The sequence below is a fragment of the Kitasatospora griseola genome, from assembly GCF_044999035.1.
Taxonomy (GTDB): Bacteria; Actinomycetota; Actinomycetes; order Streptomycetales; family Streptomycetaceae; genus Kitasatospora; species Kitasatospora griseola.
In genome coordinates this window covers 5,595,113-5,620,420 of the sequence record NZ_CP173360.1, presented here as the reverse complement: position 1 = coordinate 5,620,420, position 25,308 = coordinate 5,595,113, and the positions used below count along the sequence as shown (strand labels likewise).

Here is a 25,308-nt window from a genome sequence, read left to right as displayed (position 1 = left end):
TGCTATGACTCGGCCAGGATCTGGCCGACGTACCGTGCCACCGCTCGCACCGCCCCCATTGTGCCCGGGTAATCCATCCGGGTCGGACCGATCACTCCCAGCTTTGCCACGCTCTGGTCGCCCGAACCGTAACCGACGGAGACCACCGACGTGGAATTCAGGCCCTCGTAGGCGTTCTCGTGGCCGATCCGGACCGTCATCGCGGAGTCTCCGGTCTCACCCAGCAGGCGCAGCAGCACCACCTGCTCCTCCAGTGCCTCCAGCACCGGACGGATGGACAGCGGGAAGTCGTGGCCGAAACGAGTCAGGTTGGCGGTGCCCGCCAGCATGATCCGTTCCTCGTTCTGTTCGGCGAGCGTTTCGAAAAGGACGGTCAGCACGGTGCTGACCGAGGGCCGGTCGGCCGGTTCGAAACCGGCCGGCAGGTCCTCCAGCAGGGTCGGCACCTCGGGCAGCCGACAGCCGCCCGCCGTGCCGTTGAGCCTGGCCCGCAGCTCGGCCAGCAGGCTCTCGCCGACCGGACCGGGGCAGTCCACCATCCGCTGCTCGACCCGGCCGGTGTTGGTGATCAGCACCAGCATCAGCTTGGTCGGGGTGAGCGACACCAGTTCGATGTGCCGCACCGTGGAACGGGTCAGTGACGGGTACTGGACCACCGCGACCTGCCGGGTCAGCTGCGCGAGCAGCCGCACCGTACGGGCCACCACGTCGTCCAGGTCGACCGCGCCCTCCAGGAAGTGCCGGATCGCCCGGCGCTCCGGAGCCGTCATCGGCTTCACCTCGGCGAGGCGGTCGACGAACAGCCGGTAGCCCTTGTCGGTCGGGATCCGCCCCGCACTGGTGTGCGGCTGGTGGATGAACCCGTCCTCCTCCAGCGCGGCCATGTCGTTGCGCACCGTGGCCGGTGACACGCCCAGGTTGTGGCGCTCCACCAGGGCCTTGGAGCCGACCGGCTCCTCGGTGCCCACGTAGTCCTGGACGATCGCGCGCAGCACGGCGAGCCGACGCTCGTCCAGCGGGCGCACGGACGAACGCGTGTCGATCAGGCGGCCGTCGGGCTTGCCGTCGTCCGGCATCGGTGCGCACCTCCGTCGTCGTCCGTTGTACCGGTGGTCGATCCACTCTGGCACTCAACTGGGCAGAGTGCCAGAACCGTATCTGCCAGTGTACGGCCCGGGCCTGATGGCAGGAACGGTCCGCCGACGTGATCCTCGACCGAATACCGGACCGGCCGACGCCCGGAGGCCGCCCCGGCCGCATTCCCATCGGATTCCCATCGTTTCGGATGGTGCCCGCGGGGCCTGCCGGTGGCAGCATCGAAGGCGAAGAGGCGAAGGAGGAGCAGCGATGTCGGCGTCACGGCAGCACTCCCGGTTCACCCCCGACCGCGGCCTGACCGGTCGGATGGTCACCACCATGTTCTTGATCGGCCTGCTCTACGTCGGCTTCACCGGGCTGCTGATCGTGCTGCTGCGCGGCGCCTGGCCGCTGGTGGTGCTGATCTCCGGCGGCCTGTTCGTCGCGCAGTTCTGGTTCTCCGACAAGATCACCGAACGGGCCATGGGCGCCCACCAGGTCAGCCCCGAGGAGTTCCCGCAGCTGCACGGCGCGGTGGACCGGCTGTGCGCACTCGCCGACATGCCCAAACCGCGGGTCGCGGTCGCCCACAACGACATGCCGAACGCCTTCGCCACCGGCCGCAACCCGCAGAACGCGGTGATCTGCGTGACCACCGGCCTGCTGCGCCGACTGGAACCGGAGGAGCTGGAGGGCGTCCTCGCGCACGAGCTCTCGCACGTCGCGCACCGGGACGTGGCGGTGATGACGATCGCCGGCTTCCTCGGCGTGCTGGCCGGCGCGATGACCCGGATCGCGCTGTACGGCGGAATGATGGGCGGCGGCAACCGGAACAGCAACGACTCCAACGCCGCCATCGCGATGATCATCGTCCCGCTGGCCTCGATGGTGGTCTACGCGATCAGCTTCCTGCTCACCCGGCTGCTGTCCCGCTACCGCGAACTCGCCGCCGACCGGGCCGCCGCCCAGCTGACCGGACGGCCCAGCGCACTGGCCTCCGCCCTGACCAAGGTCACCGGGCAGATCGCCGCCATCCCCACCGAGGACCTGCGCAAGGCCCAGCCCTACAACGCCTTCTACTTCGCGCCCGCGCTGAGCGCCAAGGAGACCGCCGCGCAGCTGTTCTCCACCCACCCCTCGCTGGAGCAGCGCCTCACCCAGCTGTCGAAGATCTCCGCCGAACTCGGGCAGTGACCCCGCCCCACCCCTGAAGCAAGGAGCACTCCGCGTGGGATTCCTGGACGCCCTGTTCGGCCGCAGCAAGCCGGTGAAGCCCGACCTCGACCAGCTGTTCGGCATCCCGTCGGCCGCGCTCACCCTGCAGGCCGCCACCGGATTCCTCCCCACCGGCCTCGGCTCGGTCTGCTTCGCCGCCGTCGAGGGCGGTGCGTTCGCCGAGGTCCAGAAGCAGGTGCGGGCCCTCCTCGACGCCGACACCGAACGCGGCGGCACCCCCGTCGAAGCCTCCCGCGACGACTACGGCTACTCCTGGCTGCTCGCCCGGCACACCCCCGAGGAACTCCCCGACCTGGTCAACGACCTCCACGCGGTCAACAGCGAGCTGGAGGCCAACGGCTTCGGCCCCCAACTGCTCTGCTCGATCGTCGCCTTCCGCGACCCCGAGGGCCGCTCCCTGGGCCTGGTCTACCTCTACAAGCGCGGCACGTTCTACCCCCTGTGCAAGCTCCCCGGTCAGGAGAAGCGCAACAACCCCCTGGAGATCGAGATCTCCAACCTCCTCCGCAACGACCTCCGCATCGAGCCCGACCTCTCCCGCTGGTTCCCGGTCTGGGGCGCCCCGGGTCTGGACGACTGAGCTCCCGGTGGCGGCGCCGTACAGCGGCTGACGGGTCGTCGGGGGCGGTTTCGTAGACTGCGGGGCATGCGCAGCAGGGAGTACGGGCCGGATCTGACCCCGCCGTGGAAGCGGCAGCAGCCCGCGCCGGAGGTGGCGGCGGAGCGGGATCTGGTGGTGGAGGAGGCCGCGACCGGGTTCTGCGGGGCGGTGGTGCGGTGCGAGCGGACCGCGGAGGGGTTCACCGTCACGCTGGAGGACCGGTTCGGCAAGCACCGGGTGTTTCCGCTGGTGCCGCGCGGGTTCCTGCTGGAGGGGCGGGTGGTGACGCTGGTCCGGCCGACCGGTCCGGCTGCGCAGCGCGGGCCGGGGCGGACGGCGTCCGGGTCGGTCGCGGTGCCGGGTGCGCGCGCCCGGGTGGCCCGCGAGTCGCGGATCTACGTCGAGGGCCGCCACGACGCCGAACTGGTCGAGCGGGTCTGGGGCGACGACCTGCGGATCGAGGGCGTGGTGGTCGAGTACCTGGAGGGCGTGGACGACCTGCCCGCGATCGTCGCCGAGTTCGCCCCGGGCCCGGGCCGCCGGCTGGGCGTGCTGGTCGACCACCTGCTGCCGGGCACCAAGGAGCACCGGATCGCCGGCCGGGTGACCGGCGACCACGTGCTGGTCGTCGGCCACCCGTACGTCGACGTCTGGCAGGCCGTCAAACCGGTCGGCCTCGGCTTCGCGGCGTGGCCCGAGGTGCCGCGCGGCGAGGTGTGGAAGGAGGGCGTCTGCCGCCGTCTCGGCTGGCCGGTGGACACCCCCGCCGCCTGGAAGCGGATCCTCGCCTCGGTCGACGGCTGGAAGGACCTGGAACCCGAACTGCTCGGCCGGGTCGAGGAGCTGATCGACTTCGTCACTCAGCCCGGCAGCGCCTGACGGCCGCTCAGGACGACGTCGCGGACGGCAGGACGGTCGGGGTCGGGGTCGGGGTCGCGTTCGGCGGGGCGGACGGGTCGGACGGGTCGGCGGTGTTCCACGCGAAGATCCGCGGCGCGGGCGCGCAGGCGGGCACGGCCTCCACCACGACGGCGCGGAAGGTGGTCACCGCCCCGCCGCCGATCCGGGTCCGGCCCGCCGTCAGCAGCACCGTCGACCCGGGCGGGACGAGCTTGGGGTCGATCCGCACCGTGCCCGGGCCGTCACCGGGCCGCACCCGGTCGGGCTGGGCGCGGGTGCCGTTCGGCTCCGGCAGTGTGCACTCCTCGGGCGTCCTGGCCTCCTCCAGGCCGGCCGCCCGCACCCCGTACCGCTGCAGGGTGGCGACCATGTCGGACAGCGCCGCCGGATCGCGCAGCTGCAGCGCGATGGTGCCGTCGGACTCCTGGGTGACGGCGTACGCGGCGTTCCCGCCGTGCTCGACGCCCAGCACCGCGGGCAGCACCAGCGCGGTGACGACGGCCGCCGCACCGACCGCGACGGCAGCCGTCAGCGGGCGGCGGCGCAGCACGCTCGGGCGCCCGGCGGGAGACGTGGCGGCGCCGCGTTCGGCGGCGAGGGCGAGCAGTTCCTCGCCGAGCTTCTGCTCGAAGTTGCTGGTGGACGGCGTGCGGCGGGTGCTGTTCACGGGGACACCTCGATCATCGGGTCGGCGGGGGTGCTCCGGCGGGGCATCAGCAGGGCGGCGCCGGGACGGGGCAGGTCCTTGCGGGCGGGCTGCCGTTCGGCGCCCAGCCGGCGGCGGGCCCGGTGCATGCGCACCCGGACGGTCGCCTGCGAGATGCCCAGCACCTGCGCGGTCTCGGCGGTGCTCAGACCGTCCATGACGACCAGGTCGAGGACCTCCCGCAGCGGGGCGCTGAGGCCCGCGTGCCGCTGCGCGAGGTCGCGGACGGCGCGCTGGGCGTCGATCCGCTCCTCCAGGGCGAGGATGTCCTCCTCGTCGAGCAGCCGGCGGCCGGACAGCCGGCCGATCGCCCGGCGCTCGCGGTGGTCGCCGCGCCGGTGCCCCGCGATGACGTAGCGGGCGATGCCGTACAGCCAGCCGATCGCGGTGCCGCGCTCGGGCCGGTAGCTGCCGGCGGCCTCCAGCGCGGCGACGAAGATGTCCGCGGTGAGGTCGGCCGCCAGGTGCGGATCGCTGACCCGGCGGGTGACGAAGTCGAGTATGGCGTTGACGTGTTGGCGGTAGAACACGCCGAAGCCGTCCGGAGTGGTCAGCTCCGGTGGACGGTCCTCGGGGCGCGCCTCGTGGCGAGGGTGCTCACGGATGCGCATGCGTCCCTCCTCGGTCGGGGGAACCCGGTGGGTCCCTTCACCGAGTACTTGGCCGCAGCCCCGCGGAGCGTTTCACGCCGGTCCGGTCCGCCGGTCGCCACGTTGACGCCCGACCGGCTCGTCCCGTCCCCGACCGGCGGCCCGGCTCAGTCGACCAGGTCGCGCACCACCGCGTCGGCCAGCAGCCGCCCGCGCAGGGTCAGCGCAGCCCGGCCGAGGGCGTACGGGCCGGGCTCCAGCAGGCCGTCGGCGAGGGCCCGGTCGGCGGCCTTGCGGCCGGTGTCGGTGAGCAGGTCGAGCGGGCAGCCCTCGATCAGCCGCAGCTCCAGCAGGATCCGCTCGACCCGGCGGTCCTCGCCGGCCAGCACCTCGCGGCCGAGCGCGGGCGTGCGGCCCTCGGCGAGCGCCTGCGCGTACGCGGCCGGGTGCTTGGCGTTCCACCAGCGGACCCCGCCGACGTGGCTGTGCGCGCCCGGGCCGGCGCCCCACCAGTCGGCGCCCGTCCAGTACAGCTCGTTGTGGCGGCAGCGGCCCTCCGGCGTGGTGGCCCAGTTGGAGACCTCGTACCAGGAGTACCCGGCGGCGGCGAGCGCCTGCTCGGCCATCAGGTAGCGGTCGGCGTGCACGTCGTCGTCGATCATCGGCAGCTCGCCGCGCCGGACCCGGGCGGCCAGCCGGGTGCCGTCCTCGACGATCAGCGAGTACGCGGAGACGTGGTCGGGGCGGGCGCCGATCGCGGCGTCCAGCGAGGCCTGCCAGTCCTGGTCGGACTCGCCGGGGGTGCCGTAGATCAGGTCCAGGTTGACGTGCTCGAAGCCGGCCGCGCGGGCCTCGGCGACGCACGCCTCCGGGCGGCCCGGGGTGTGGTGGCGGTCCAGGATCTTGAGCACGTGCGGGCGGGCGCTCTGCATGCCGAAGGAGATCCGGTTGTAGCCGCCCTCGCGTAGTTCGGCCAGGTACGCCGGGTCCACCGACTCCGGGTTGGCCTCGGTGGTGACCTCCGCGCCCTCGGCCAGGCCGAACTCCTCGCGCAGCGCGGCCAGCATCCGCACCAGGTCACGGGCGGGCAGCAGGGTGGGGGTGCCGCCGCCGAGGAACACCGTCTGCACCGGCAGGTCCGCGTCGCCCAGCACCCGGCGGGCGAGGCGGATCTCGGCGATCACGTTGTCCGCGTAGGTGTCCTGCGAGGCGACCGTGCCCGAGGACCGCAGTTCGGTGGCGGTGTAGGTGTTGAAGTCGCAGTAGCCGCAGCGGCTGGCGCAGTACGGCACGTGCAGGTAGAAACCGAACGGCCGGGCGCCGAGTCCGTCCAGGGCGTGGGCGGGCAGCGAGCCGTCGGACGGCACCGGTTCGCCGTCGGGGAGTGCGGAGGGCATGTGCCCATTGTCCGGTACAGCCCGCGAAAGTCCGAAGGCCGTACCGGAACCGTGGGTGCTCAGGCCTCGTTGGCACCCGCGTACATCGCGGTCACCCGGTCGGCGTAGGTCTTCTCCACCACCGGGCGCTTGATCTTCAGGCTGGGGGTGAGTTCGCCGTGCTCGATGTCCAGGTCGCGCGGGAGCAGGGTGAACTTCTTGATCGTCTGCCAGCGCTGCAGCTCGCCGTTGAGGCGCTTCACGTAGCCGTCGATCAGCTCCACGGTGGCCGGGTCCGCCACCACCTCGGCGTACGACTTCCCGGCCATGCCGTGCTCGGCGGCCCACGGCATGATCACCGGCTCGTCCAGGCCGATCAGCGCGGTGCAGTAGTTGCGGCCGTTGCCGATCACCAGGATGTTGCTGACGAACGGGCAGATCGCCTTGAACTTGCCCTCGACCTCGCTCGGCGCGACGTACTTGCCGCCGGAGGTCTTGAACATGTCCTTCTTGCGGTCGGTGATCCGCAGGTAGCCGCCCGCGCCGAGCTCGCCGACGTCTCCGGTGTGGAACCAGCCGTCCGGCTCCAGCACCTCCGCGGTCTGCTCGGGCAGCTCGTGGTAGCCGCGCATGACGCCCGGGCCGCGCAGCAGGATCTCGCCGTCCTCGGCGATCCGCACCTCGGTGCCGGGCAGCGGGATGCCGACGGTGCCGACCCGGAAGTCCTCCGCCCGGTTCACGGTGGAACCGGCCGAGGTCTCGGTCAGGCCGTAGCCCTCCAGCACCGGGACGCCCGCGCCCTTGAAGAAGTAGCCGATCTCCGGGGCGAGCGCCGCGCTGCCGGACACCGCGCCGCGCAGCCGGCCGCCGAACGCCGCCCGGATCTTGGTGTACACCAGCTTGTCGGCCAGCGCGTGCTTCAGCCGCAGGCCCAGCGGGGCGCTCTCGTGGCCGTGCGCGACCATGTTGGCCTGGATGGTCTGCGCGTAGTCGCGGGCCACCTGCGCCGCCCACATGAAGATCTTGTACTTGACGCCGCCCTCGGCCCGGGCCTTGCCGGCGATGCCGTTGTAGACCTTCTCGAAGATCCGCGGCGCGGACGCCATCAGGGTCGGGCGGATCACCGGCAGGTTGTGGATGATCCGGTCCACCCGGCCGTCCACCGCCATCACGTGGCCGGTGGCGATCTGGCCGGAGATCAGCGTCTTGCCGAACACGTGCGACAGCGGCAGCCACATGAAGTGCACGTCGTCGGAGCGCAGCAGCCCGCTCGCCTCCTGCGCGACGCCCTCGTACGACCAGCAGTCGTGCACCAGGCGCACGCCCTTGGGGCGGCCGGTGGTGCCGGAGGTGTAGATCAGGGTGGCCAGCTGCTCCTTGTCGAGCGAGTCGATCGCCTTGTCGACGGCGTCCGGGTTCTCGCCCAGGTACGCGGCGCCGCGCTGCTCCAGCTCGGCCAGCGTCAGCACGGTCAGGCCGTCGGCCGACGGCGCGTCCTCGCCCGCCGCGTCGAACAGGATCACGTACTCCAGCGCGGGCAGCTCGGCCTTCTGCTCGACGGCCTTGCGCAGCTGGCCCGCGTTCTCGGCGAACAGCGCGCGGCTGCCGGAGTTGGCCAGGATGAACGCCGTCTCGTCGGCGTTGGTGCTCGGGTAGACCGTGGTGGTGGCCGCGCCGGCGCACATGTTGCCCAGGTCGGCGATGATCCACTCGATCCGGGTGGCGGACGCGATCGCGACCCGGTCCTCGGCCCGGATGCCCAGCGCCATCAGGCCCGCCGCGACCGCGCGGATCCGCTCGCCGGCCTGGGCCCAGGTCAGCGACCGCCACTGCTCCGCGCCCGGCGCGCTGTCCGCAGCCTGCTCGTCCACCGGGACCGGGTACCGGTAGGCCTCACCGTTCGGGGTGGCCTTTACCCTGCTGAGCAGAAGATGCGCCACAGAGGGCGGACGCCGCTCGATCATGGACTGCGCGGAACTCAACGAGGACCTCCGGGGGCGGGTGGACCGAGAGTGGGTGAGCGACGGCCGTGGGGGCGGCCGGCAACCGACTTAACCGGTGAGTAACAAGAGGGCAATCAGCAGCCTAGGGGGTGAAAAGCCGTTCCGTAAGGGGGTTACGTGAGCTGGCACACTCACGGGGCGGCAGTGCAGGCAGAGTGGACACCCGAAGTACAGGCCCGGTCCACGGGTGAAGCTTTTTCACAGGTACCCGAATTTGGGATGCGTGCGTCCCCCTCGAAGACGAGAGTGGCACGGTGCTTTTCAGACTTCTACGGGCCCACCTCGGCCCCTACTCCCGCGACGTCACAGTGCTGGTGCTCCTCCAGCTGATCTCCACCATCGGCATGCTGTACCTGCCGACACTGAACGCCGACATCATCGACAGCGGCGTCCTCAAGGGCGACACCGGCTACATCCTGCGGGTCGGCGGCGTGATGGTCGGCGTCTCGCTCGCCCAGGCCGTCTGCTCGATCGGCGCGGTCTACTACGGCGCCCGCACCGCCATGGCCGTCGGACGCGACCTGCGCGCCGGGGTGTTCTCCCGGGTGCAGGAGTTCTCCGCCCGCGAGCTCAACCAGTTCGGCGCGCCCTCGCTGATCACCCGCACCACCAACGACGTCCAGCAGGTCCAGATGCTGGCGATGATGACCTTCACGCTGATGGTCGCCGCACCGATCATGTGCGTCGGGGGCATCGTGATGGCGCTGAACCAGGACGTGCCGCTGTCCGGCCTACTGCTGGCCGTGGTGCCCGCGCTGGGCGCCGTCGTCACCGTGCTGGTCGGCAAGATGCGGCCGCAGTTCCGCGGCATGCAGACCCGCATCGACTCGGTCAACCGGATCATGCGCGAGCAGATCACCGGCATCCGGGTCATCCGCGCCTTCGTCAAGGACGACCACGAGAAGCAGCGCTTCACCGGCGCCAACGGCGAACTCGCCGACTACTCGCTGCGCGTCGGCCGACTGATGTCGCTGATGTTCCCGATTGTCATGGGCGTGGTGAACATCTCCAGCGTCGCCGTGTTCTGGTTCGGCGCGCACCGCATCGACAGCGGCGGCATGCAGATCGGTGCGCTCACCGCTTTCCTCTCCTATCTGATGCAGATTCTGATGAGCGTCATGATGGCCACCTTCATGTTCATGATGGTGCCGCGCGCAGAAGTCTGCGCCGAGCGCATCCAGGAGGTCCTGAACACCTCCTCCAGCGTCGTCCCGCCGCTCTCCCCCGTCACCGAACTGCGCACCCACGGAACGCTGGAGCTGCGCGACGTCGACTTCCGCTACCCCGGCGCCGAGGTGCCCGTGCTGCGCGGCATCGACCTGACCGCCCGGCCCGGCGAGACCACCGCCGTCATCGGCTCCACCGGCTCCGGCAAGACCACCCTGCTCGGCCTCGTCCCCCGGCTCTTCGACGCCACCGGCGGCGAGGTGCTGGTCAACGGCGTGAACGTCCGGGAACTCGACCCGCAGAAGCTCTCCGAGGTCATCGGCCTCGTCCCGCAGAAGCCCTACCTGTTCTCCGGCACCGTCGCCTCCAACCTGCGCTACGGCAAGCCCGAGGCCACCGACGAGGAACTCTGGCACGCCCTGGAGATCGCCCAGGCCAAGGACTTCGTCGAGAAGTTCCCCGAGGGCCTGGACGCCCCGATCGCGCAGGGCGGCACCAACGTCTCCGGCGGCCAGCGCCAGCGCCTGGCGATCGCCCGGGCCCTGGTCCGCCAGCCCGAGATCTACCTGTTCGACGACTCCTTCTCGGCCCTCGACTACGCAACCGACGCCCGATTGCGCGCCGCGCTCGCGGGCGAGACCGGGGACGCCACCGTGGTGATCGTCGCCCAGCGCGTCTCCACCATCCGCGACGCCGACCGGATCATCGTCCTCGACGAGGGCGCCGTCGTCGGCACCGGTACCCACCAGGAGCTGATGGCCGACAACCCGACGTACCGGGAGATCGTGTTCTCCCAGCTCACCGAGCAGGAGGCGGCGGCGTGACCACCCCCGACAGCCCCGACGTGACCGACCCCGACGTCACCGTGCCCGACGTCACCGTGCCCGCCGCGACCGGAGCCGCTGCGACCGGGCCCGGCATGGCCCCGTCTGCCACGGGCGGATCCACCGCGACCGGAGTGACCGCTCCCGACCTGGCCAAGGCCGGAACGACCGGGTCGAAGGCCGGCAAGCCCGACCTCGGCAAGACCGCCGCCGGGGAGAGTGGCAAGGAGCAGGACGCTGCCTCGACCTCGCAGGAGGCGGCCGCCCGCCGCGGTGGGCCCGGACCCGCGCGGTTCATGGGAGCCCAGGGCACCGAGAAGGCCAAGGACCTCGGCGGCTCCGCGAAGCGCCTGCTCGGCCTGCTCAAGCCGGAGCGCAAGCTGCTGTTCACCGTGCTCGGATTCGGCGTGCTCTCCGTCGGCTGCGCGGTGGTCGGCCCCCGGGTGCTCGGCAAGGCGACCGACCTGATCGTCGCCGGAGCCACCGGGCCGCGCTTCGCCGGAGCCCCGAGCAAGCAGGCCGTGCTCGACGGCCTGCGCGCCAGGGGCGAGGGCAGCATCGCCGACCTGCTCGCCTCGATCGACTTCACCCCCGGCCAGGGCATGGACTTCGGCGCCATCGGCACCATCCTTCTCTGGGTTCTGGGCATCTACCTGGCCGCCGTGGTGTTCGGTGTGGTCCAGGGCCGGCTGTCCGCGTTGGCGATCAACCGCGCGGTGTTCCGACTCCGCGAGGAGGTCGAGGCGAAGCTGGCCCGGCTGCCGCTCAGCTACTTCGACCGCCAGCCGCGCGGCGAGGTGCTGAGCCGGGTCACCAACGACATCGACAACATCAACCAATCGATGCAGCAGACCATGGGCCAGGTCATCAACTCCCTGCTGACCATCGTCGGCGTGCTGGCGATGATGTTCTGGATCTCCCCGCTGCTGGCCCTGATAGCGCTGATCTCCGTCCCGGTCTCGGTGGTGGTCGCCGCCAAGGTCGGCAAGCGGGCCCAGCCTCAGTTCATCAAGCAGTGGGGCTCCACCGGCAAGCTGAACGCCCACATCGAGGAGATGTTCACCGGGCACAGCCTGGTGAAGGTCTTCGGCCGCCAGAAGGAGGCCAGGGAGCTCTTCCAGCAGGAGAACCAGGCACTCTACGAAGCCTCCTTCCGTGCGCAGTTCATCTCGGGCATCATCCAGCCCGCGATGATGCTGGTCGGCAACATCAACTACGTGCTGGTCGCGGTGGTCGGCGGCCTGCGGGTGGCGAGCGGCGCGCTGTCCATCGGCGACGTCCAGGCGTTCATCCAGTACTCCCGTCAGTTCAGCCAGCCGCTCAGCCAGGTCGCCTCGATGGCCAACCTGGTGCAGTCCGGTGTCGCCTCGGCCGAGCGGGTCTTCGAACTGCTCGACGCCGACGAGCAGTCCCCCGAGCCGCAGCACCCGCAGCGCCCCGCCGAGGTGCACGGCCGCGTCGCCTTCGAGGACGTCGCCTTCCGCTACGACCCGGAGAAGCCGCTCATCGAGGACCTGTCGCTGAAGGTCGAACCCGGCCACACCGTGGCCATCGTCGGACCGACCGGCGCCGGCAAGACCACCATGGTCAACCTCCTGATGCGTTTCTACGAGGTGAGCAGCGGCCGGATCACCCTCGACAGCGTGGACATCGCTGCGATGTCCCGCGAGGAGCTGCGCTCCGGCATCGGCATGGTGCTCCAGGACACCTGGCTGTTCGGCGGCACCATCGCCGAGAACATCGCCTACGGCGCCGAATCCGCCACCCGAGAGCAGGTGATCGCGGCGGCGAAGGCCGCGCACGTGGACCGTTTCGTGCGCACCCTCCCCGACGGCTACGACACCGTCCTGGACGACGAGGGCACCGGCGTCAGCGCGGGCGAGAAGCAGCTGATCACCATCGCCCGGGCCTTCCTCGCCCAGCCCTCGATCCTGGTGCTGGACGAGGCGACCAGCTCCGTCGACACCCGCACCGAGGTGCTGATCCAGCGGGCGATGGCGGAGCTGCGCACCGGCCGCACCTCCTTCGTGATCGCCCACCGTCTCTCCACCATCCGGGATGCCGACGTGATCCTGGTGATGGAGAACGGTTCGATCGTGGAGCAGGGCAACCATGACGAGCTGATCGCTGCCGACGGCGCCTACGCCCGGCTGTACCAGGCGCAGTTCGCTCAGGCGGTGGCCGAGGTCGACTGACGCAGCGTCAGCGCGCTACCCGGCCGATCGGCTCGACCGGTCCGCCGCCCTGGGGGAGGTCCGCACCGCGGGCCTCCCCCTCGCGTATCGCGGCGAGGGCGCGAGCCCGGACGGGGGCGGCGGGGACGGCGGTGGCGGTGACAGTGGGAGCGGCCAGGGTTGTCGCAGCTGGGGCAGCCGGGGCGGATGCCGTCGAGGTGGTGGCGGTCGGGCCGGTGGAAGCGCTGCCCGAGGTGGCGACCACGGTGGTGGCGGCTCGGCCCGCTGACCGCTGGCCGAGCAGGGTGGAGCCCAGGGCGAGGGCCATGCCCAGCAGCTGCACCGCGTTGAGGGACTGGCCGAGGGCGGCCCAGCCGATCACTGCCGCCGACACCGGGCTGAGCAGGCCCAGGAAGGCGACCGACGTGGCGGGCAGGCGACCGATGCCACGGAACCAGACCCAGTACGCCAGCGCGGTGTTGGCCACCGCGAGGTAGCCATACCCGAGCAGGTTGGTGCCGCCGAGCGCCGGCGGGGCGCCCTCGACCAGAGCGGCGACCGGGAGCAGCAGCAGACCACCGGCGGTGAGCTGCCAGCCCGTCAGAGCGAGCGGGCCGACACCCTCCGGGCGGCCCCAGCGCTTGGTGAGCACCGTGCCGGCGGCCATCGCCCCGGCTCCGGCGAGGCCGGCCAGCACGCCGATGGCGTCCAGCCGGGCGGTGGCGCGCAGCACCACCAGGGCCACGCCGAACACGCCGACGGTGCCGGCCAGCAGGGCCCGCCGCCCGAACCGCTCCCCCAGCAGCGGCACGGCCAGCCCGGCGGCCAGCAGCGGCTGTATCGCGCCGAGGACGGCGGCCACTCCGCCGGGCAGGCGGTAGGCGGCGACGAAGAGCAGGGCGAAGAAGACGCCGATGTTGAGCGTGCCCAGCACCGCCGAGCGCCACCACCAGGAGCCGCTGGGCAGTCGGCGGGTGACGGCCAGCAGCACCAGGCCGGCGGGCAGGGCGCGCAGAGTCGCAGTGAGCAACGGCCGGTCTGCGGGGAGCAGTTCGGTCGTCACGGCATAGGTGGAGCCCCACGCGAGCGGGGCGAGCGCGGTGAGAGCTACGGTTCGCATGGGAGATAGCTTAGCGACAAGCTACTTGCTGTCGAGTCAATTAACGAAAGAAATCTCGACGCTCACCCACTCACTCCCGAGCAGCCCTGTGCCAGACTGGCTGAATGGACCGAGTGGACCTTCGCAGCACTGCGCACGACCCCGTGGACGCGATCGCCGACCAGTGGCGGCACGAGCGCCCCGACCTCGCCGACCGAACGCAGGCCATGGCCGCGTTCGGCCGGGTGCACCGGGTCTCCCGCGCGGTCGGCGACCTGATGGAGCAGGCGTACGCGCCGTTCGGCATCGGCAACGGCGAGTTCGACGTGCTGGCCACGCTGCGCCGCTCCGGGGAGCCGTTCTCGCTGTCGCCGCGCGAGCTGACCGCCACCCTGATGCTCACCACCGGCGGGATGACCGGCCGGCTGGACAAGCTGGAGCGGGCCGGCCTGGTCACCCGCTCCCCCGACCCGAACGACCGGCGCGGCCTGCGGATCACCCTCACCGACCTCGGCCGGGAGACGGTCGACCGGGCGGTGGCGGCGGGCACCGCCGTCCAGCAGCTGATCATCGACCGGCTGGGCGAGCAGCGGCTGTCCGAGCTGAACACGCTGCTCCGGGATCTGCTGCACAGCGTGGAGAGCACCTCGCGTCCGGCGCCGTCCCGCTTCTGACGGCCCCGGCAGCCGCGCGGCCGTCGACGGTCGCGCGACTGCCGGGACCCTGACGCCGGACCAGCGCCCCGTGCTGCTCCGGCGGTTCGGCGCGCTACCGTTGGCGAATGCCCGATCCGACCGCGGTCGACTCCGCGCCGTCCGCCCCCGCGGACGCCTTCCAGGCCGAGCGCCGCTACCTGGCCGCGGTGGCCTACCGCCTGCTGGGCTCGGTCGCCGACGCCGAGGACGTGCTGCAGGAGGCCTGGCTGCGCTGGCAGTCGGCCGACCGCTCGGACATCGCCGAGCCGCGCGCCTACCTGACCACGGTGGTGACCAGGCTCTGCTACGACCAGTTGGGTTCGGCCCGGGCCCGCCGGGAGGCGTACTTCGGCGAGTGGCTGCCGGAGCCGCTGCTGAGCGCCGAGGACTCCCCCGCCGAGCTGGCCGAGGTCGGCGAGGCGGTGTCGGTGGCGATGCTGGCGGTGATGGAGCAGCTGAGCCCGGCGGAGCGCGCGGCGTTCGTGCTGCACGACGTGTTCGCGGTGGGCTTCGAGGAGATCGCCTCGGCGTTGGACCGCTCGCCCGAGGCCACCCGCCAGCTCGCCTCGCGCGCCCGCCGCCGGGTACGGGACGGCGGCCGGCGCAGCACCGTCGACCCGGCCGAGCACCGCCAGGTCGTGACGGCGTTCATCGCCGCGGCGACCGGCGGCGATCTGATGACGCTGATGGAGGTGCTCGACCCCGAGGTGGTCTGGCACGCCGACGGTGGCGGCATCGTCAGCGCGGGCCGCCGCCCGCTGTTCGGCGCGATCCACGTCGGCCGGCTGGTGCGCAAGCTGTCCGAGCGCTCGCTGGATGCCCAGCGCCCGCTGGTGCCGATGCTGGTCAACGGCGAGCTGGGCGCGGTCTGGTACGCCGAACCGGGCGTGGTCGGCGGCGTACTGGCGTTCACCGTCGCGGACGGCCGGATCACCTCCGCGTACGTGATGGTCAACCCGGAGAAGCTCGCCCACCTCTCGGAGGCGTGACGCAGCTCACGGTCACACTCCTGCGGGCCGCTCCGTCCCCCTTCCGTATCCGCCACCCGGCGGGGTCCGTGAAGGAGGACGAGATGACCGGCAAGCACATCGTGGTGATCGGCGCGGGCTACGCGGGACTGTCCGCCGCCGCAGGGATCGGCCGCGGGCCGAACCAGGTCACCCTGATCGCCCCGGAGCAGCGCTTCGCGCACCGGGTGCGCCAGCACGAGATCGCCGTCGGCCGCCGGATCTCCCGGCCCGAGGTCTCCCACGTGCTGCGCGGCCGCAAGGTCACCCACCTGGCCACTCGGGTCGTCGAACTCGACCTGGCCGGGCGGAAGGTGGTCACCGAGGACGGCAAGCGGATCGCCTACGACACCCTGGTCTACGCGCTCGGCAGCCGGGTCGCCTGGAGCGACGTGCCCGGCGCCGCCGAGCACGCGTACTCGGCGGAGAACGCCGAGGAACTGCACCGCCGGATCACCGGCGCGCCGACGCCCGGAACGATCGCGGTGGTCGGCGGCGGCGCGACCGGCATCGAACTGGCCACCGAACTCGCCGAGGCGCACCCCGACTGGCAGGTCCGGCTGGTGGCGTCCGGCCCGGTCGGCGGCTGGCTGTCGCAGCGCGGCCGGGCGCACGTCCTGTCGGTGCTCGGCCGGCTCGGCGTCCGGGTGGACGAAGCGCACCAGGTCACCGCCGTCACCGCCGCCGGACTGGAGACCGCGGCCGGCCCGGTCCCGGCCGATGTGGTGGTGTGGGCCGGCTCGCTGGAGCCGCACCCGCTGGCCGCCGAATCCGGCCTGGCCGTCACCGACCGCGGCCAGGCCGTGGTGGACGACCGCCTGCGTTCGGTGTCGCACCCCGACGTGTACGTGGCCGGGGACGCCGCCTCCGTCGATCTGCCCGGCGTCGGACACCTGCGGATGGCCTGCGCCACCGCCCAGCCGCAGGGCCGCTACCTGGGCAAGCTGCTCACCGGACGCACCGACAAGCCGTTCGCGTTCCGCTACCTCACCCAGTGCCTGAGCCTGGGCCGCGGCGAGGCGCTGGTTCAGCTGATCCACGGCGACGACTCGATGAAGCCCCGGGTGGTGACCGGGGCGGCCGGGCGGCTGGTCAAGTCGGTCATCGTCAACGTCCTGCCGCTGTCCCTGCGCTGACCGTCCGTCCTGATCGGCGACTCACCCCGACGGCATCGACGTCGATGGCATCAGGCTGGCCGGCGGCGCCGAGTCGGCATCGGAAACGGCGACGGGCCGGGGCCCCCGTGCGGGGACCCCGGCCCGTGTGGCCGACCGTAGGAGCTACTTCTTCTCCTTCGGCGGCTCCGCGTCCGTCGACAGCGCGGCGATGAAGGCCTCCTGCGGGACCTCCACCCGGCCGACCATCTTCATCCGCTTCTTGCCTTCCTTCTGCTTCTCCAGCAGCTTGCGCTTACGCGAGATGTCACCGCCGTAGCACTTGGCGAGAACGTCCTTGCGGATCGCGCGGACCGTCTCACGGGCGATCACCCGGGAACCGATCGCGGCCTGGATCGGCACCTCGAACTGCTGGCGCGGGATCAGCTTCTGCAGCTTGCCGGCCATCATCACGCCGTAGTTGTAGGCCTTGTCCTTGTGCACGATCGCGGAGAACGCGTCCACCGCGTCGCCGTGCAGCAGGATGTCGACCTTGACCAGGTTGGCGGACTGCTCGCCGATGGGCTCGTAGTCCAGCGAGGCGTAGCCGCGGGTCTTGGACTTCAGCTGGTCGAAGAAGTCGAAGACGATCTCGGCCAGCGGCAGGGTGTAGCGCAGCTCCACCCGGTCCTCGGAGAGGTAGTCCATGCCCTGCAGGTTGCCTCGGCGGGACTGGCAGAGCTCCATGATCGCGCCGACGAACTCGTTGGGCGCCAGGATGGTGCCGCGCACGACCGGCTCGTACACCTCGGCGATCTTGCCGGTGGGGAACTCGCTCGGGTTGGTGACGGTGTGCTCGGTGCCGTCCTCCATGATCACCCGGTAGATCACGTTCGGGGCGGTGGAGATCAGGTCGAGGTTGAACTCGCGCTCCAGGCGCTCCCGGATGATCTCCAGGTGCAGCAGGCCGAGGAAGCCGCAGCGGTAGCCGAAGCCGAGGGCGACCGAGGTCTCCGGCTCGTAGGCCAGTGCGGCGTCGTTCAGGCGCAGCTTGTCGAGGGCGTCGCGGAGCAGCGGGTAGTCCGAGCCGTCCAGCGGGTACAGGCCGGAGAACACCATCGGGCGCGGGTCCTTGTAGCCGCCGAGCGGCTCGGTGGCACCCTTGTGCTGGGAGGTGATGGTGTCACCGACCTTGGACTGCCGGACGTCCTTCACACCGGTGATGATGTAGCCCACCTCGCCGACGCCGAGGCCGTCGGCGACCTTCGGCTCCGGCGAGATGACGCCGATCTCCAGCAGCTCGTGGGTCGCGCCGGTGGACATCATGGCGATCCGCTCACGCTTGGTGAGCTGGCCGTCGACCACTCGCACGTAGGTGACCACGCCGCGGTAGGCGTCGTACACCGAGTCGAAGATCATCGCGCGGGCCGGGGCGTCCTTGACGCCGACCGGGGCCGGGATCTTCTCGACCACGTGGTCGAGCAGGTCCTCGACGCCGAGGCCGGTCTTCGCTGAGACCTTCAGCACGTCGTCCGGGTCGCAGCCGATGATGTGCGCGATCTCCGCCGCGTACTTCTCGGGCTGGGCGGCCGGCAGGTCGATCTTGTTGAGCACCGGGATGATGGTGAGGTCGTTCTCCAGCGCCAGGTACAGGTTGGCGAGGGTCTGCGCCTCGATGCCCTGGGCCGCGTCGACCACCAGGATGGTTCCCTCGCAGGCTGCGAGAGAGCGGGACACCTCGTACGTGAAGTCCACGTGGCCGGGGGTGTCGATCATGTTGAGGATGTGCGTCCTGCCCGCGTTCTCACCGGTCCGCGGCGCCCACGGAAGGCGGACTGCCTGCGACTTGATGGTGATGCCGCGCTCGCGCTCGATGTCCATCCGGTCGAGGTACTGGGCGCGCATCTGCCGGGGGTCCACCACGCCGGTGATCTGCAGCATCCGGTCGGCGAGCGTCGACTTGCCGTGGTCGATGTGGGCGATGATGCAGAAGTTGCGAATCACCGCCGGGTCAGTACGGCTGGGCTCTGGCACGTTGCTGGGGGTCGCGGGCACCTTGGTCCGATTTCTGATCCGATCAATATGGTTCCGCCCATCCTCCCATGCCCGAGGCCCCGACCGGTCTTTCCGCCCGGGCGGGCATGCGGCAGGATCCCCACATGATCTTGGAAAGCGCCCTGCTCGACGTCCGCCCCGGCCAGGAGGACGACTTCCTCGCCGCCTTCGCCGAGGCCCGGCCGCTGATCGCCGCCCAACGGGGCTTCCGCTCCCTCGGACTGCGCCGCTGCCTGGACGAGGGCAGCACCTCGCGCTTCCTGCTGCAGGTCGAGTGGGAGACCCTGGAGGACCACACCGAGGGCTTCCGCCGCTCCCCCGAGTACGGGCGCTGGCGCGAGCTGCTGCACCACTACTACGACCCGTTCCCGACGGTCGAGCACTACGGCGAACCGTTGATCTCCGCCTGACGGACTCCGGCCGCCCGCGACCGGGCCGGTCCGGTTTGGGCGGCGCGGGGCGGCCCTGGTAGCGTGGGCCGCTGCACTCCGCCCTCGGCATGCCCTCTCAGCAGGTCCGACGGCAGGTAGTGCAACCCGTTGAACTGCCGATTCACACAGACTGAGGCTCTTTCGTGGCGAACATCAAGTCCCAGATCAAGCGCAACAAGACCAACGAGAAGGCGCGCCTGCGCAACAAGGCCGTCAAGTCCTCGCTGAAGACCGCTCTGCGCAAGGCCCGCGAGGCCGCTGCCGCCGGCGAGAACGAGAAGGCCACCGAGCTGGCTCGCGCCGCCTCCAAGGCTCTCGACAAGGCCGTCAGCAAGGGCATCATCCACAAGAACCAGGCCGCCAACAAGAAGTCGGCGATCACCAAGCGCGTCAACACCGCTGCCTGATCCTGGTCCTTCCTGTACGGCCCGGCCGTTACGACCCGGTGCTCCGGCACCACCTCGGACGGCGTGAATCAGCGGCCCTCTACCCGCGACCGCCGACCGTCCGCTCCCGGGAATCCGGCCCTCTACCCGGATTTCCGATGAGCTGCACGACCCGTACCGCACGCGGCCTGCGTTCGCCACGCGGGTGCGGTACCCGATGAACCACGGGAAGTCTCCGCTCAGGGCACTTCCTCCGACTGCCCGCCCGGTCTCCACCGGGCGGGCAGTTCGCGTTTCCGGCCCCGGACGACGACTGCCCCCGGCGGCTGGAGGGCTCAACCACCGTGACAGGAAAGGGCATCGGCGCGAACGGTGCGGCGAGGTAGGGTGCGGGGTGCCTGACACTGCCCGTGCGTGACCAACTACTCGGGGGAACGATGTCGACTCCGCCGCCGCATCAGCTCCAGGGCCACCGCTCCACCAGCAGCTTCTCACGCAGCACCCGCACCTCCTCGACGACCGGCGTCAGGGCGGGCACGGTCACCACCATCGGCCCGGACGGGCCTTCCGTCGACGGCGGCGGCCCCGACGAAACGGGCCCGGGTGGCCCTCGCCGGAGCCGTTCCGGGCACGGGCTGTGGTGGGGCATCGGCGGCGCTCTGGCGGCTTCGGTGGTGTGGGCGGCAACCGTCCTGACGGTCCCCTCACTGATCAACGGCGATTCGACGGCGGGCTCCCCGAGCGTGGCCGGCTACCGGGTGGTCGACGACCTGTGCACCACGGCCCGCCTGACCACCTTCAGCCAGCTGTATCCCGCTCCGTCGGGCAGCCCCTACCACTACACGACGCGCCACCGGGCACTGGACGAGATGTACTGCAGCCAGTACCGCAAGAAGGTCGGCGGCGACCAGGACCTCTACACCCTCTACCTACAGGTGCAGCTCCACCACGAGGTGGACCCGCGCCCCGAGTTCGACGCGCAGCGCGACGGGCTGGCCCAACGCCGCTACCTGATCAGCACGGCGCCCGGCCTCGGCGACGCGGCCTACGTCGGCTACCTCGACGACCCCGACCGAAGCAGCCCGGGCCGGCACTACCTCACCCAGGTCCTGTACGTCCGTCAGGGCGGCATGACCTGCTACACCAGTTGGTCCGCGTCCTACCAGGACGGCAGGGGCACCGCCCCCGACCGCGACCAGGTCCGCACCGCGCTGGTGTCCGACACCCGCGAACTCCTGCGCACCCTCGGCGGATCCGCCTGAACGAATCCGGGGACCTGACGGGGCCTCCCCGGCATCCCCCCGGATGGAGCTGCTTCGGCAGCGCCGTCGAGGTGGCTCAGTAGGGGCGCGAGCCGGCCCGGGAGGCGCGGGCCACGGCGACCACGGCACGCTCCAGGGCGTACGCGGGGTCGTCGGAGCCGCCCTTGACGGCCGCGTCGGCCTCGGCGACAGCGGTGAGGGCGGCAGCCACGCCGTCGCCCGTCCAGCCGCGCATCTGCTGGCGGACCCGGTCCACCTTCCACGGCGGCATGCCCAGTTCGCGGGCCAGGTCCGCAGGACGCAGATTGCGGCCGGCGCTGGCGAGTCGGCCGATGCTGCGCACTCCGGAGGCCAGCGCATACGTGATGCCCGTGGGCGGCTGGCCAACGGCCAGCGCCCAGCGCAGCCGCTCCAGCGCCTCGGCGGCCCGGCCGGTGACGGCGAGGTCCGCCACCTCGAAGCCGGTCGCCTCGGCCCGTCCGCTGTAGTACTTCGCGACCGCAGTCTCGTCGATCGGGCCCTCGATGTCGGCTGTCAACTGGCTGCAGGCGGCCGACAGTTCGCGCAGGTCGCTGCCCAGCGAGTCGAGCAGCGCCTGGCACGCCTCCGGGCTGGCAGCCCGGCCCAAGGTGCGGAACTCGTTGCGGATGAACGCCAGCTTCTCGCTCGCCTTGGTGAGCTTGGCGCACAGGACCTCCCGCGCGCCCGCCTTCTTCGCCGCGTCCAACAGGCCCTTGCCCTTGGCGCCGCCCGCGTGCACCAGCACCATGATCACTTCTTCGACCGGCGACTCCAGGTACGCCTTGACCTCCTTGACCGCGTCGGCCGCGAGGTCCTGCGCGGCCCGAACCACGATCACCTTCCGCTCCGCGAAGAGCGAGGGGGTGGTGAGCTCGGCCAACTGCCCGGCCTGCAGCGCCCCCGGCGCGAGGTCGCGAACGTCCGTCTCCGGATCCGCCGCCCTCGCCGCCGCCACCACCTCGGCGACCGCGCGGTCCAGCAGCAGCTCCTCCTGGCCGACCGCAACGGTCAGCGGGGCGAGCAGGTCGTCGGGTGCACTCTTCCTGGCCATCGCCTACCAGGATCGCACGCCGTGCCGACAGGCCTGCTCCGGCACGTCCCCGCAGCTCTCCGCCAGCACCGTCCGCCAGCCCGGCACGACGGGACGGAACATGGGGCGGGCCGCCGCCGCACCGCCTGGCGGGCTGGGGAGAATGATGCCGTGATCAAGAACAATGACCGTCAATTGCTCGTCCTTCCTGACCGCGACGCGGCGGATGAGATTGCCGAGGAGTTGAGTGCGCGCTGGCCCGACCTGGGCGAGGTGGAGGTGGTCCGGGACTCCCTCGCCGGAGAGGACGACGCCGAGGACGCCCAGTGGATCGTGGTCGTCGAGGCCCCCGAGGACGAGGACTGGACGCCGCAGCTGCTGTCCGAACTCGACCGGCTCGTCGCCGAGCTGGACGGGTGGCGCGAGCAGGACTGACCTGCCCCACCACCGGCCCTCCGGGCTTGGCCTGGTTCCCGTCCGAGCGAGGCGCACCCACCCGCTCGGACGGGCGCTCCGTCTGCACCGTTCGGCCTCTCGGTTCAGGCCTCCCGCCATCGCCAACAGCACGCCTGGGCTGCCCAGGCTGCCTGGGCGTCAGCCGTGGGCGGAGCGCAGATGGGATGCCACGGCCAGGGACGGCGCATCTCCCAGTACCGCGATGTCCCCCACCCGGTCGGTGCGAACCACCGTCGCCCCCAGCGCCCTGAGCCCGCTCACCGTCTGGGGCGCCGGATGCCCATACGGGTTGCCGATACCGCAGGAGATCAGGGCCAGCCTCGGGCGAAGCACGGCCATCAACGCCCAGTCCTGGTTCGCCGATCCGTGGTGCGCCACCTTCAGGACGTCCACTCGCCCCAACCTGGGAGGGCCGGGCCCGCCGTAGCGATCGACCGAGTCGGCGGCGTTCACTGTCGCAGCCCAGCCGTCGAGCGTCCGAGCCGTACCGTGCACCGCTGTCGGCTCCGTGCCCGCAGGCGGGGGTGGAGCCCGCTCGTCGGGTCGAGGCATCGGCGGCAGGCCCAGGGTGAGCAGGGCTGCCTGAGCCGGAGGTTCCAGATCGCCCAGCAGGGCTACCCGGATCGGGGCGGCGGGTGGGCCGAGGGTGGCGAGGATCGCGATGCTGGAGTTGTTGGGACCGGTCGCGTCCGGTGCCGGCGGCGACGTGGGCCACACCACTTGCCAGGCGAGTTGGGCCCCCGCCGTTCGGCGCTCGCCCCGCTCGGCCCGCAGCACCGGGACTCGGCCGTCGGCTGCCCAGCGCAGCACCCTGATCCGTTCGCCTTCCGGCTCGTTCGAGGCGGTCACCTCGATCGCGCCGACCTCCCGGCCGCGCAGCACCCCGGGAATGCCCTCCGCATGGTCGGCGTGGAAGTGCGTGAGGATCAGGACCGGCACTCTGGTCACCCCGAGTTCCCGCAGGCAGGCATCGGCTGACTTGGGGTCGGGTCCGGCATCCACCACCACCGCGCTGCCGGGCTCGACCGGCAGGACAGTCATGTCGCCCTGGCCGATGTCGCACATCGCCAACCGCCAGCCCCGGACCGGCCACCCGGTCGCCAGCCGGCTGACGACGGGTGGACGCAGCAGGACGATCGGCAACAGGACGGCGACCGCAATCACGGACCACACCCTGGGGCGCCAACGTCCGGACCGCCGCCGCTCGCCCAGCAGTGGCGGCAGCGCCCAGGCCAGCGCGACGATGACCACCACCAGCAGCGCCGAGCCGAACATGCCACCAGGCCAGGCGAGTTCGGCACCGGGAAGCTCAGCGCCCCGGCGCGCCACCACCGCAAGCCATCCGACGGGCAAAGCAGCAAGGTCCGCCAGGAATTCCGCCGCTCCTTTCGAGAGGGGCGCCACCGAGAGCGCGCCGAAGCCGAGCAGCGTGGCGGGTGCGACTGCGATCTCAGCCAGCAGGTTGCACGGAATTCCGACCAGGCTGATCCGCGGTGCCAACAGGACAGTGACGGGAGAACAGAACGCCTGCGCCGCCGCGGTGGCACCGACCGCCGATGCGAGGTGGTGCGGCCAGCGGCGTGCACGCAGCGCGGCGGTCCATCTCGGGCCCAGGATCAGGAGCCCTGCCGTGGCGAGCGCGGAGAGCAGGAACCCGTAGGAGCGGGCCAGGTAGGGATCCACCAGGACCAGGATCAGCACGGCGCCGCCCAGCGTGGGCAAACCCCGTCTCGGTCTGCCGGTGGCGAGGGCCAGCAGTCCGATCAGGCCGGTGGCGGCCGCTCTGAGCACGCTCGGGTCTGGTCGGCAGATGGTGACGAAGGCCAGCGTCAGTCCTGTTCCGAGCAGTGCCGTCGTCCGGAAGGAGAGGCCGAGCAGCCCGGCCAGCCCGCCGCGCCCCGGCACGTCCGGGTCGGCCGGGGTGCCTCCGACCAGAACCGCCAGGATGATCGCCAGGTTGGCCCCGCTCACCGCCACCAGATGCCCGAGGTCAGTGGACCGGAAGGCGTCCGCCAGGTCGTCCGGAAGCCTCGTCACATCACCCACCACCAGTCCGGGGAGCAAGCCACGAACGTCCGGCGACAGGTGGTCGCAGGCATCGCGAAGCCCCCTGCGGAGCTGGGCGGCAAGGCGTTGCGGGAGGCTGGGCTGCGCAAGGATCCTGGGCTGCCCTTGCGGGGCGAGCAGTGCCGCCGAGTCGGTCCGGGGCCGTACGGCGGAGCCCGCCCCCGCAGAAGGGTTGACCGGTTGCTCCGGCAACACCTCTGCCTGCACTTCCAGTTGGGTGGAGGGGATCAATTGCTGCCACTGCTCCGCGTCCTGGGTGCGGATCAGTAGCGTGACGGGCGTTCTGGTCACGGTGGCGACCGCGCCTGCCTGCTCGACGCCGGCTGCTGGGCGGACGCGAGTGACGAGGGCGGAGACGGTGAGGGTCGGCTGAGAGAGGGCGCTGCCCCGGGTGTGCGATCCGTGCAGCTTGGGGTCGCCGGTGATGGTCGCTTCAACGGTTACCTCCGGCTTGGCTGTTCGTCCGTCTCCGGAGAGGGACCGTGAAGTCGGCCCGTCTCCGGAGTCGGACCGAGCGGGCTGCCCATTCGCGTCCGGGAGCAGCTCCGGGCTGCCCGGGGAGTCCGGCTCTCCCCGGGCAGGTGTCGGCGTTGGATGCGCCAGGGCGGGCAGCGGGCCCCGGTGCAGGTCGGCGGTGTGGAGGACGGTCGTGGTCGCCGCCGCTGCTGCGGTGAGCAGGACGGCGGCTGCAAGTCGGTGGATCGAGTGATGAGGTCCCTTCGAGGTGAGGAGGCCGAAGGCCGTCGCGCCGCCCACCAGAGCGCTCAGGAGCAGCGCCGGGCGGTGTCGGGCGTCCAGGTCGAGGACGACGGCAGTGACCAGCCACGCGGTGATGGCCGGGACGAGAAGCCGGTAGTCGGTTCGGTCGGGGGCGGCGGAGGGCAGGGCCGGCATCGGGCATCTCCTCTCGGCGTGTTCGTTGGTCGACTTGTTGATTTGGCGGCTTGCGGCACAACGGCGCGGCCGTGCCGTGCCAGCCGGACAGCTGGTGGGCGAGTAGTGGGTGGCGGCGGGTCAGGCCCGGACAGAGCAGCGCGCGAGCGACTGAGCC

General features: G+C 71.6%; 21 protein-coding genes. 12 read left to right on the top strand and 9 right to left on the bottom strand.

Annotation, left to right across the window (positions count from 1 at the left end; genetic code table 11):
• Positions 1-2: 2 nt before the first annotated feature.
• Positions 3-1,076 (bottom strand): heat-inducible transcriptional repressor HrcA, encoded by a 1,074-nt coding sequence (gene hrcA / locus ACI1MP_RS25530; protein ID WP_043913928.1) that lies wholly within the window; start codon positions 1,074-1,076, stop codon positions 3-5.
• Positions 1,077-1,347: 271 nt separating this feature from the next.
• Here hrcA and htpX point away from each other — a divergent pair, with 271 nt between their 5' ends.
• The 3 genes from htpX (at position 1,348) to ACI1MP_RS25515 (ending at position 3,793) form a co-directional block, all read left to right on the top strand.
• Positions 1,348-2,271 (top strand): zinc metalloprotease HtpX, encoded by a 924-nt coding sequence (gene htpX, locus ACI1MP_RS25525; RefSeq protein WP_100585722.1) that lies wholly within the window; start codon positions 1,348-1,350, stop codon positions 2,269-2,271.
• A gap of 34 nt (positions 2,272-2,305) precedes the next feature.
• On the top strand, positions 2,306-2,893 hold the full coding sequence (locus ACI1MP_RS25520) for a hypothetical protein (protein WP_043913931.1): 588 nt from the start codon (positions 2,306-2,308) through the stop codon (positions 2,891-2,893).
• 66 nt (positions 2,894-2,959) lie between these two features.
• Positions 2,960-3,793 carry a DUF3097 domain-containing protein gene (locus ACI1MP_RS25515; protein WP_380335456.1) on the top strand — a complete coding sequence of 278 codons (834 nt, stop codon included), beginning with the start codon at positions 2,960-2,962 and terminating at the stop codon, positions 3,791-3,793.
• A 7-nt stretch (positions 3,794-3,800) separates the two neighbouring features.
• On the opposite strand, the gene ACI1MP_RS25510 is transcribed toward ACI1MP_RS25515, so the two are convergent.
• The 4 genes from ACI1MP_RS25510 to ACI1MP_RS25495 form a co-directional block, all read right to left on the bottom strand.
• Positions 3,801-4,481, bottom strand: a complete 681-nt coding sequence (locus ACI1MP_RS25510; protein ID WP_404869550.1) for a hypothetical protein — start codon at positions 4,479-4,481, stop codon at positions 3,801-3,803.
• Entirely contained in the window at positions 4,478-5,131 is a 654-nt protein-coding gene (locus ACI1MP_RS25505; protein ID WP_380335462.1) for an RNA polymerase sigma factor, read from the bottom strand. Before ACI1MP_RS25505 ends, ACI1MP_RS25510 begins: the two co-directional genes overlap by 4 nt.
• A gap of 146 nt (positions 5,132-5,277) precedes the next feature.
• Positions 5,278-6,507: a radical SAM family heme chaperone HemW gene (gene hemW / locus ACI1MP_RS25500; protein ID WP_189270435.1), complete on the bottom strand. Its 1,230-nt coding sequence runs from the start codon at positions 6,505-6,507 to the stop codon at positions 5,278-5,280.
• A 59-nt stretch (positions 6,508-6,566) separates the two neighbouring features.
• Complete coding sequence (locus ACI1MP_RS25495) at positions 6,567-8,468, bottom strand: AMP-dependent synthetase/ligase (RefSeq protein ID WP_380335466.1); 1,902 nt, start codon at positions 8,466-8,468, stop codon at positions 6,567-6,569.
• Between the two features lie 275 nt (positions 8,469-8,743).
• Here ACI1MP_RS25495 and ACI1MP_RS25490 point away from each other — a divergent pair, with 275 nt between their 5' ends.
• Positions 8,744-10,480, top strand: a complete 1,737-nt coding sequence (locus tag ACI1MP_RS25490; protein ID WP_404869549.1) for an ABC transporter ATP-binding protein — start codon at positions 8,744-8,746, stop codon at positions 10,478-10,480.
• Positions 10,481-10,776: 296 nt separating this feature from the next.
• Positions 10,777-12,675 (top strand): ABC transporter ATP-binding protein, encoded by a 1,899-nt coding sequence (locus ACI1MP_RS25485; protein WP_404870831.1) that lies wholly within the window; start codon positions 10,777-10,779, stop codon positions 12,673-12,675.
• A 7-nt stretch (positions 12,676-12,682) separates the two neighbouring features.
• Here ACI1MP_RS25485 and ACI1MP_RS25480 read toward each other — a convergent pair whose 3' ends face one another.
• A complete protein-coding gene (locus ACI1MP_RS25480; protein WP_404869548.1) occupies positions 12,683-13,774 on the bottom strand; it encodes an EamA family transporter in 1,092 nt (363 codons plus the stop codon).
• 104 nt (positions 13,775-13,878) lie between these two features.
• Between ACI1MP_RS25480 and ACI1MP_RS25475 the strand changes: the two genes are divergently transcribed.
• From ACI1MP_RS25475 to ACI1MP_RS25465, 3 genes are all read left to right on the top strand, one after another.
• Positions 13,879-14,427, top strand: a complete 549-nt coding sequence (locus ACI1MP_RS25475) for a MarR family winged helix-turn-helix transcriptional regulator (protein ID WP_404869547.1) — start codon at positions 13,879-13,881, stop codon at positions 14,425-14,427.
• 107 nt (positions 14,428-14,534) lie between these two features.
• Positions 14,535-15,437 carry an RNA polymerase sigma factor SigJ gene (gene sigJ / locus ACI1MP_RS25470; RefSeq protein WP_404869546.1) on the top strand — a complete coding sequence of 301 codons (903 nt, stop codon included), beginning with the start codon at positions 14,535-14,537 and terminating at the stop codon, positions 15,435-15,437.
• 83 nt (positions 15,438-15,520) lie between these two features.
• Positions 15,521-16,591, top strand: a complete 1,071-nt coding sequence (locus ACI1MP_RS25465; RefSeq protein ID WP_404869545.1) for an NAD(P)/FAD-dependent oxidoreductase — start codon at positions 15,521-15,523, stop codon at positions 16,589-16,591.
• A 144-nt stretch (positions 16,592-16,735) separates the two neighbouring features.
• On the opposite strand, the gene lepA is transcribed toward ACI1MP_RS25465, so the two are convergent.
• Positions 16,736-18,604, bottom strand: a complete 1,869-nt coding sequence (lepA, locus tag ACI1MP_RS25460; RefSeq protein ID WP_380335481.1) for a translation elongation factor 4 — start codon at positions 18,602-18,604, stop codon at positions 16,736-16,738.
• Positions 18,605-18,708: 104 nt separating this feature from the next.
• Between lepA and ACI1MP_RS25455 the strand changes: the two genes are divergently transcribed.
• From ACI1MP_RS25455 to ACI1MP_RS25445, 3 genes are all read left to right on the top strand, one after another.
• Positions 18,709-19,014: an antibiotic biosynthesis monooxygenase family protein gene (locus tag ACI1MP_RS25455; RefSeq protein WP_404869544.1), complete on the top strand. Its 306-nt coding sequence runs from the start codon at positions 18,709-18,711 to the stop codon at positions 19,012-19,014.
• 164 nt (positions 19,015-19,178) lie between these two features.
• On the top strand, positions 19,179-19,442 hold the full coding sequence (gene rpsT / locus ACI1MP_RS25450) for a 30S ribosomal protein S20 (RefSeq protein WP_100585710.1): 264 nt from the start codon (positions 19,179-19,181) through the stop codon (positions 19,440-19,442).
• Between the two features lie 650 nt (positions 19,443-20,092).
• Positions 20,093-20,683, top strand: coding sequence for a hypothetical protein (locus ACI1MP_RS25445; RefSeq protein WP_404869543.1), 591 nt, complete (start codon positions 20,093-20,095; stop codon positions 20,681-20,683).
• Between the two features lie 76 nt (positions 20,684-20,759).
• Here the strand turns inward: ACI1MP_RS25445 and holA are convergent, their stop codons facing one another.
• Positions 20,760-21,755 carry a DNA polymerase III subunit delta gene (holA, locus tag ACI1MP_RS25440; protein ID WP_043913947.1) on the bottom strand — a complete coding sequence of 332 codons (996 nt, stop codon included), beginning with the start codon at positions 21,753-21,755 and terminating at the stop codon, positions 20,760-20,762.
• A 150-nt stretch (positions 21,756-21,905) separates the two neighbouring features.
• On the opposite strand from holA, the gene ACI1MP_RS25435 reads away from it, so the two are divergent.
• Entirely contained in the window at positions 21,906-22,169 is a 264-nt protein-coding gene (locus ACI1MP_RS25435) for a hypothetical protein (RefSeq protein ID WP_404869542.1), read from the top strand.
• A 159-nt stretch (positions 22,170-22,328) separates the two neighbouring features.
• Here ACI1MP_RS25435 and ACI1MP_RS25430 read toward each other — a convergent pair whose 3' ends face one another.
• Positions 22,329-25,151, bottom strand: coding sequence for a ComEC/Rec2 family competence protein (locus ACI1MP_RS25430; protein WP_404869541.1), 2,823 nt, complete (start codon positions 25,149-25,151; stop codon positions 22,329-22,331).
• Between the last annotated feature and the right edge of the window lie 157 nt (positions 25,152-25,308).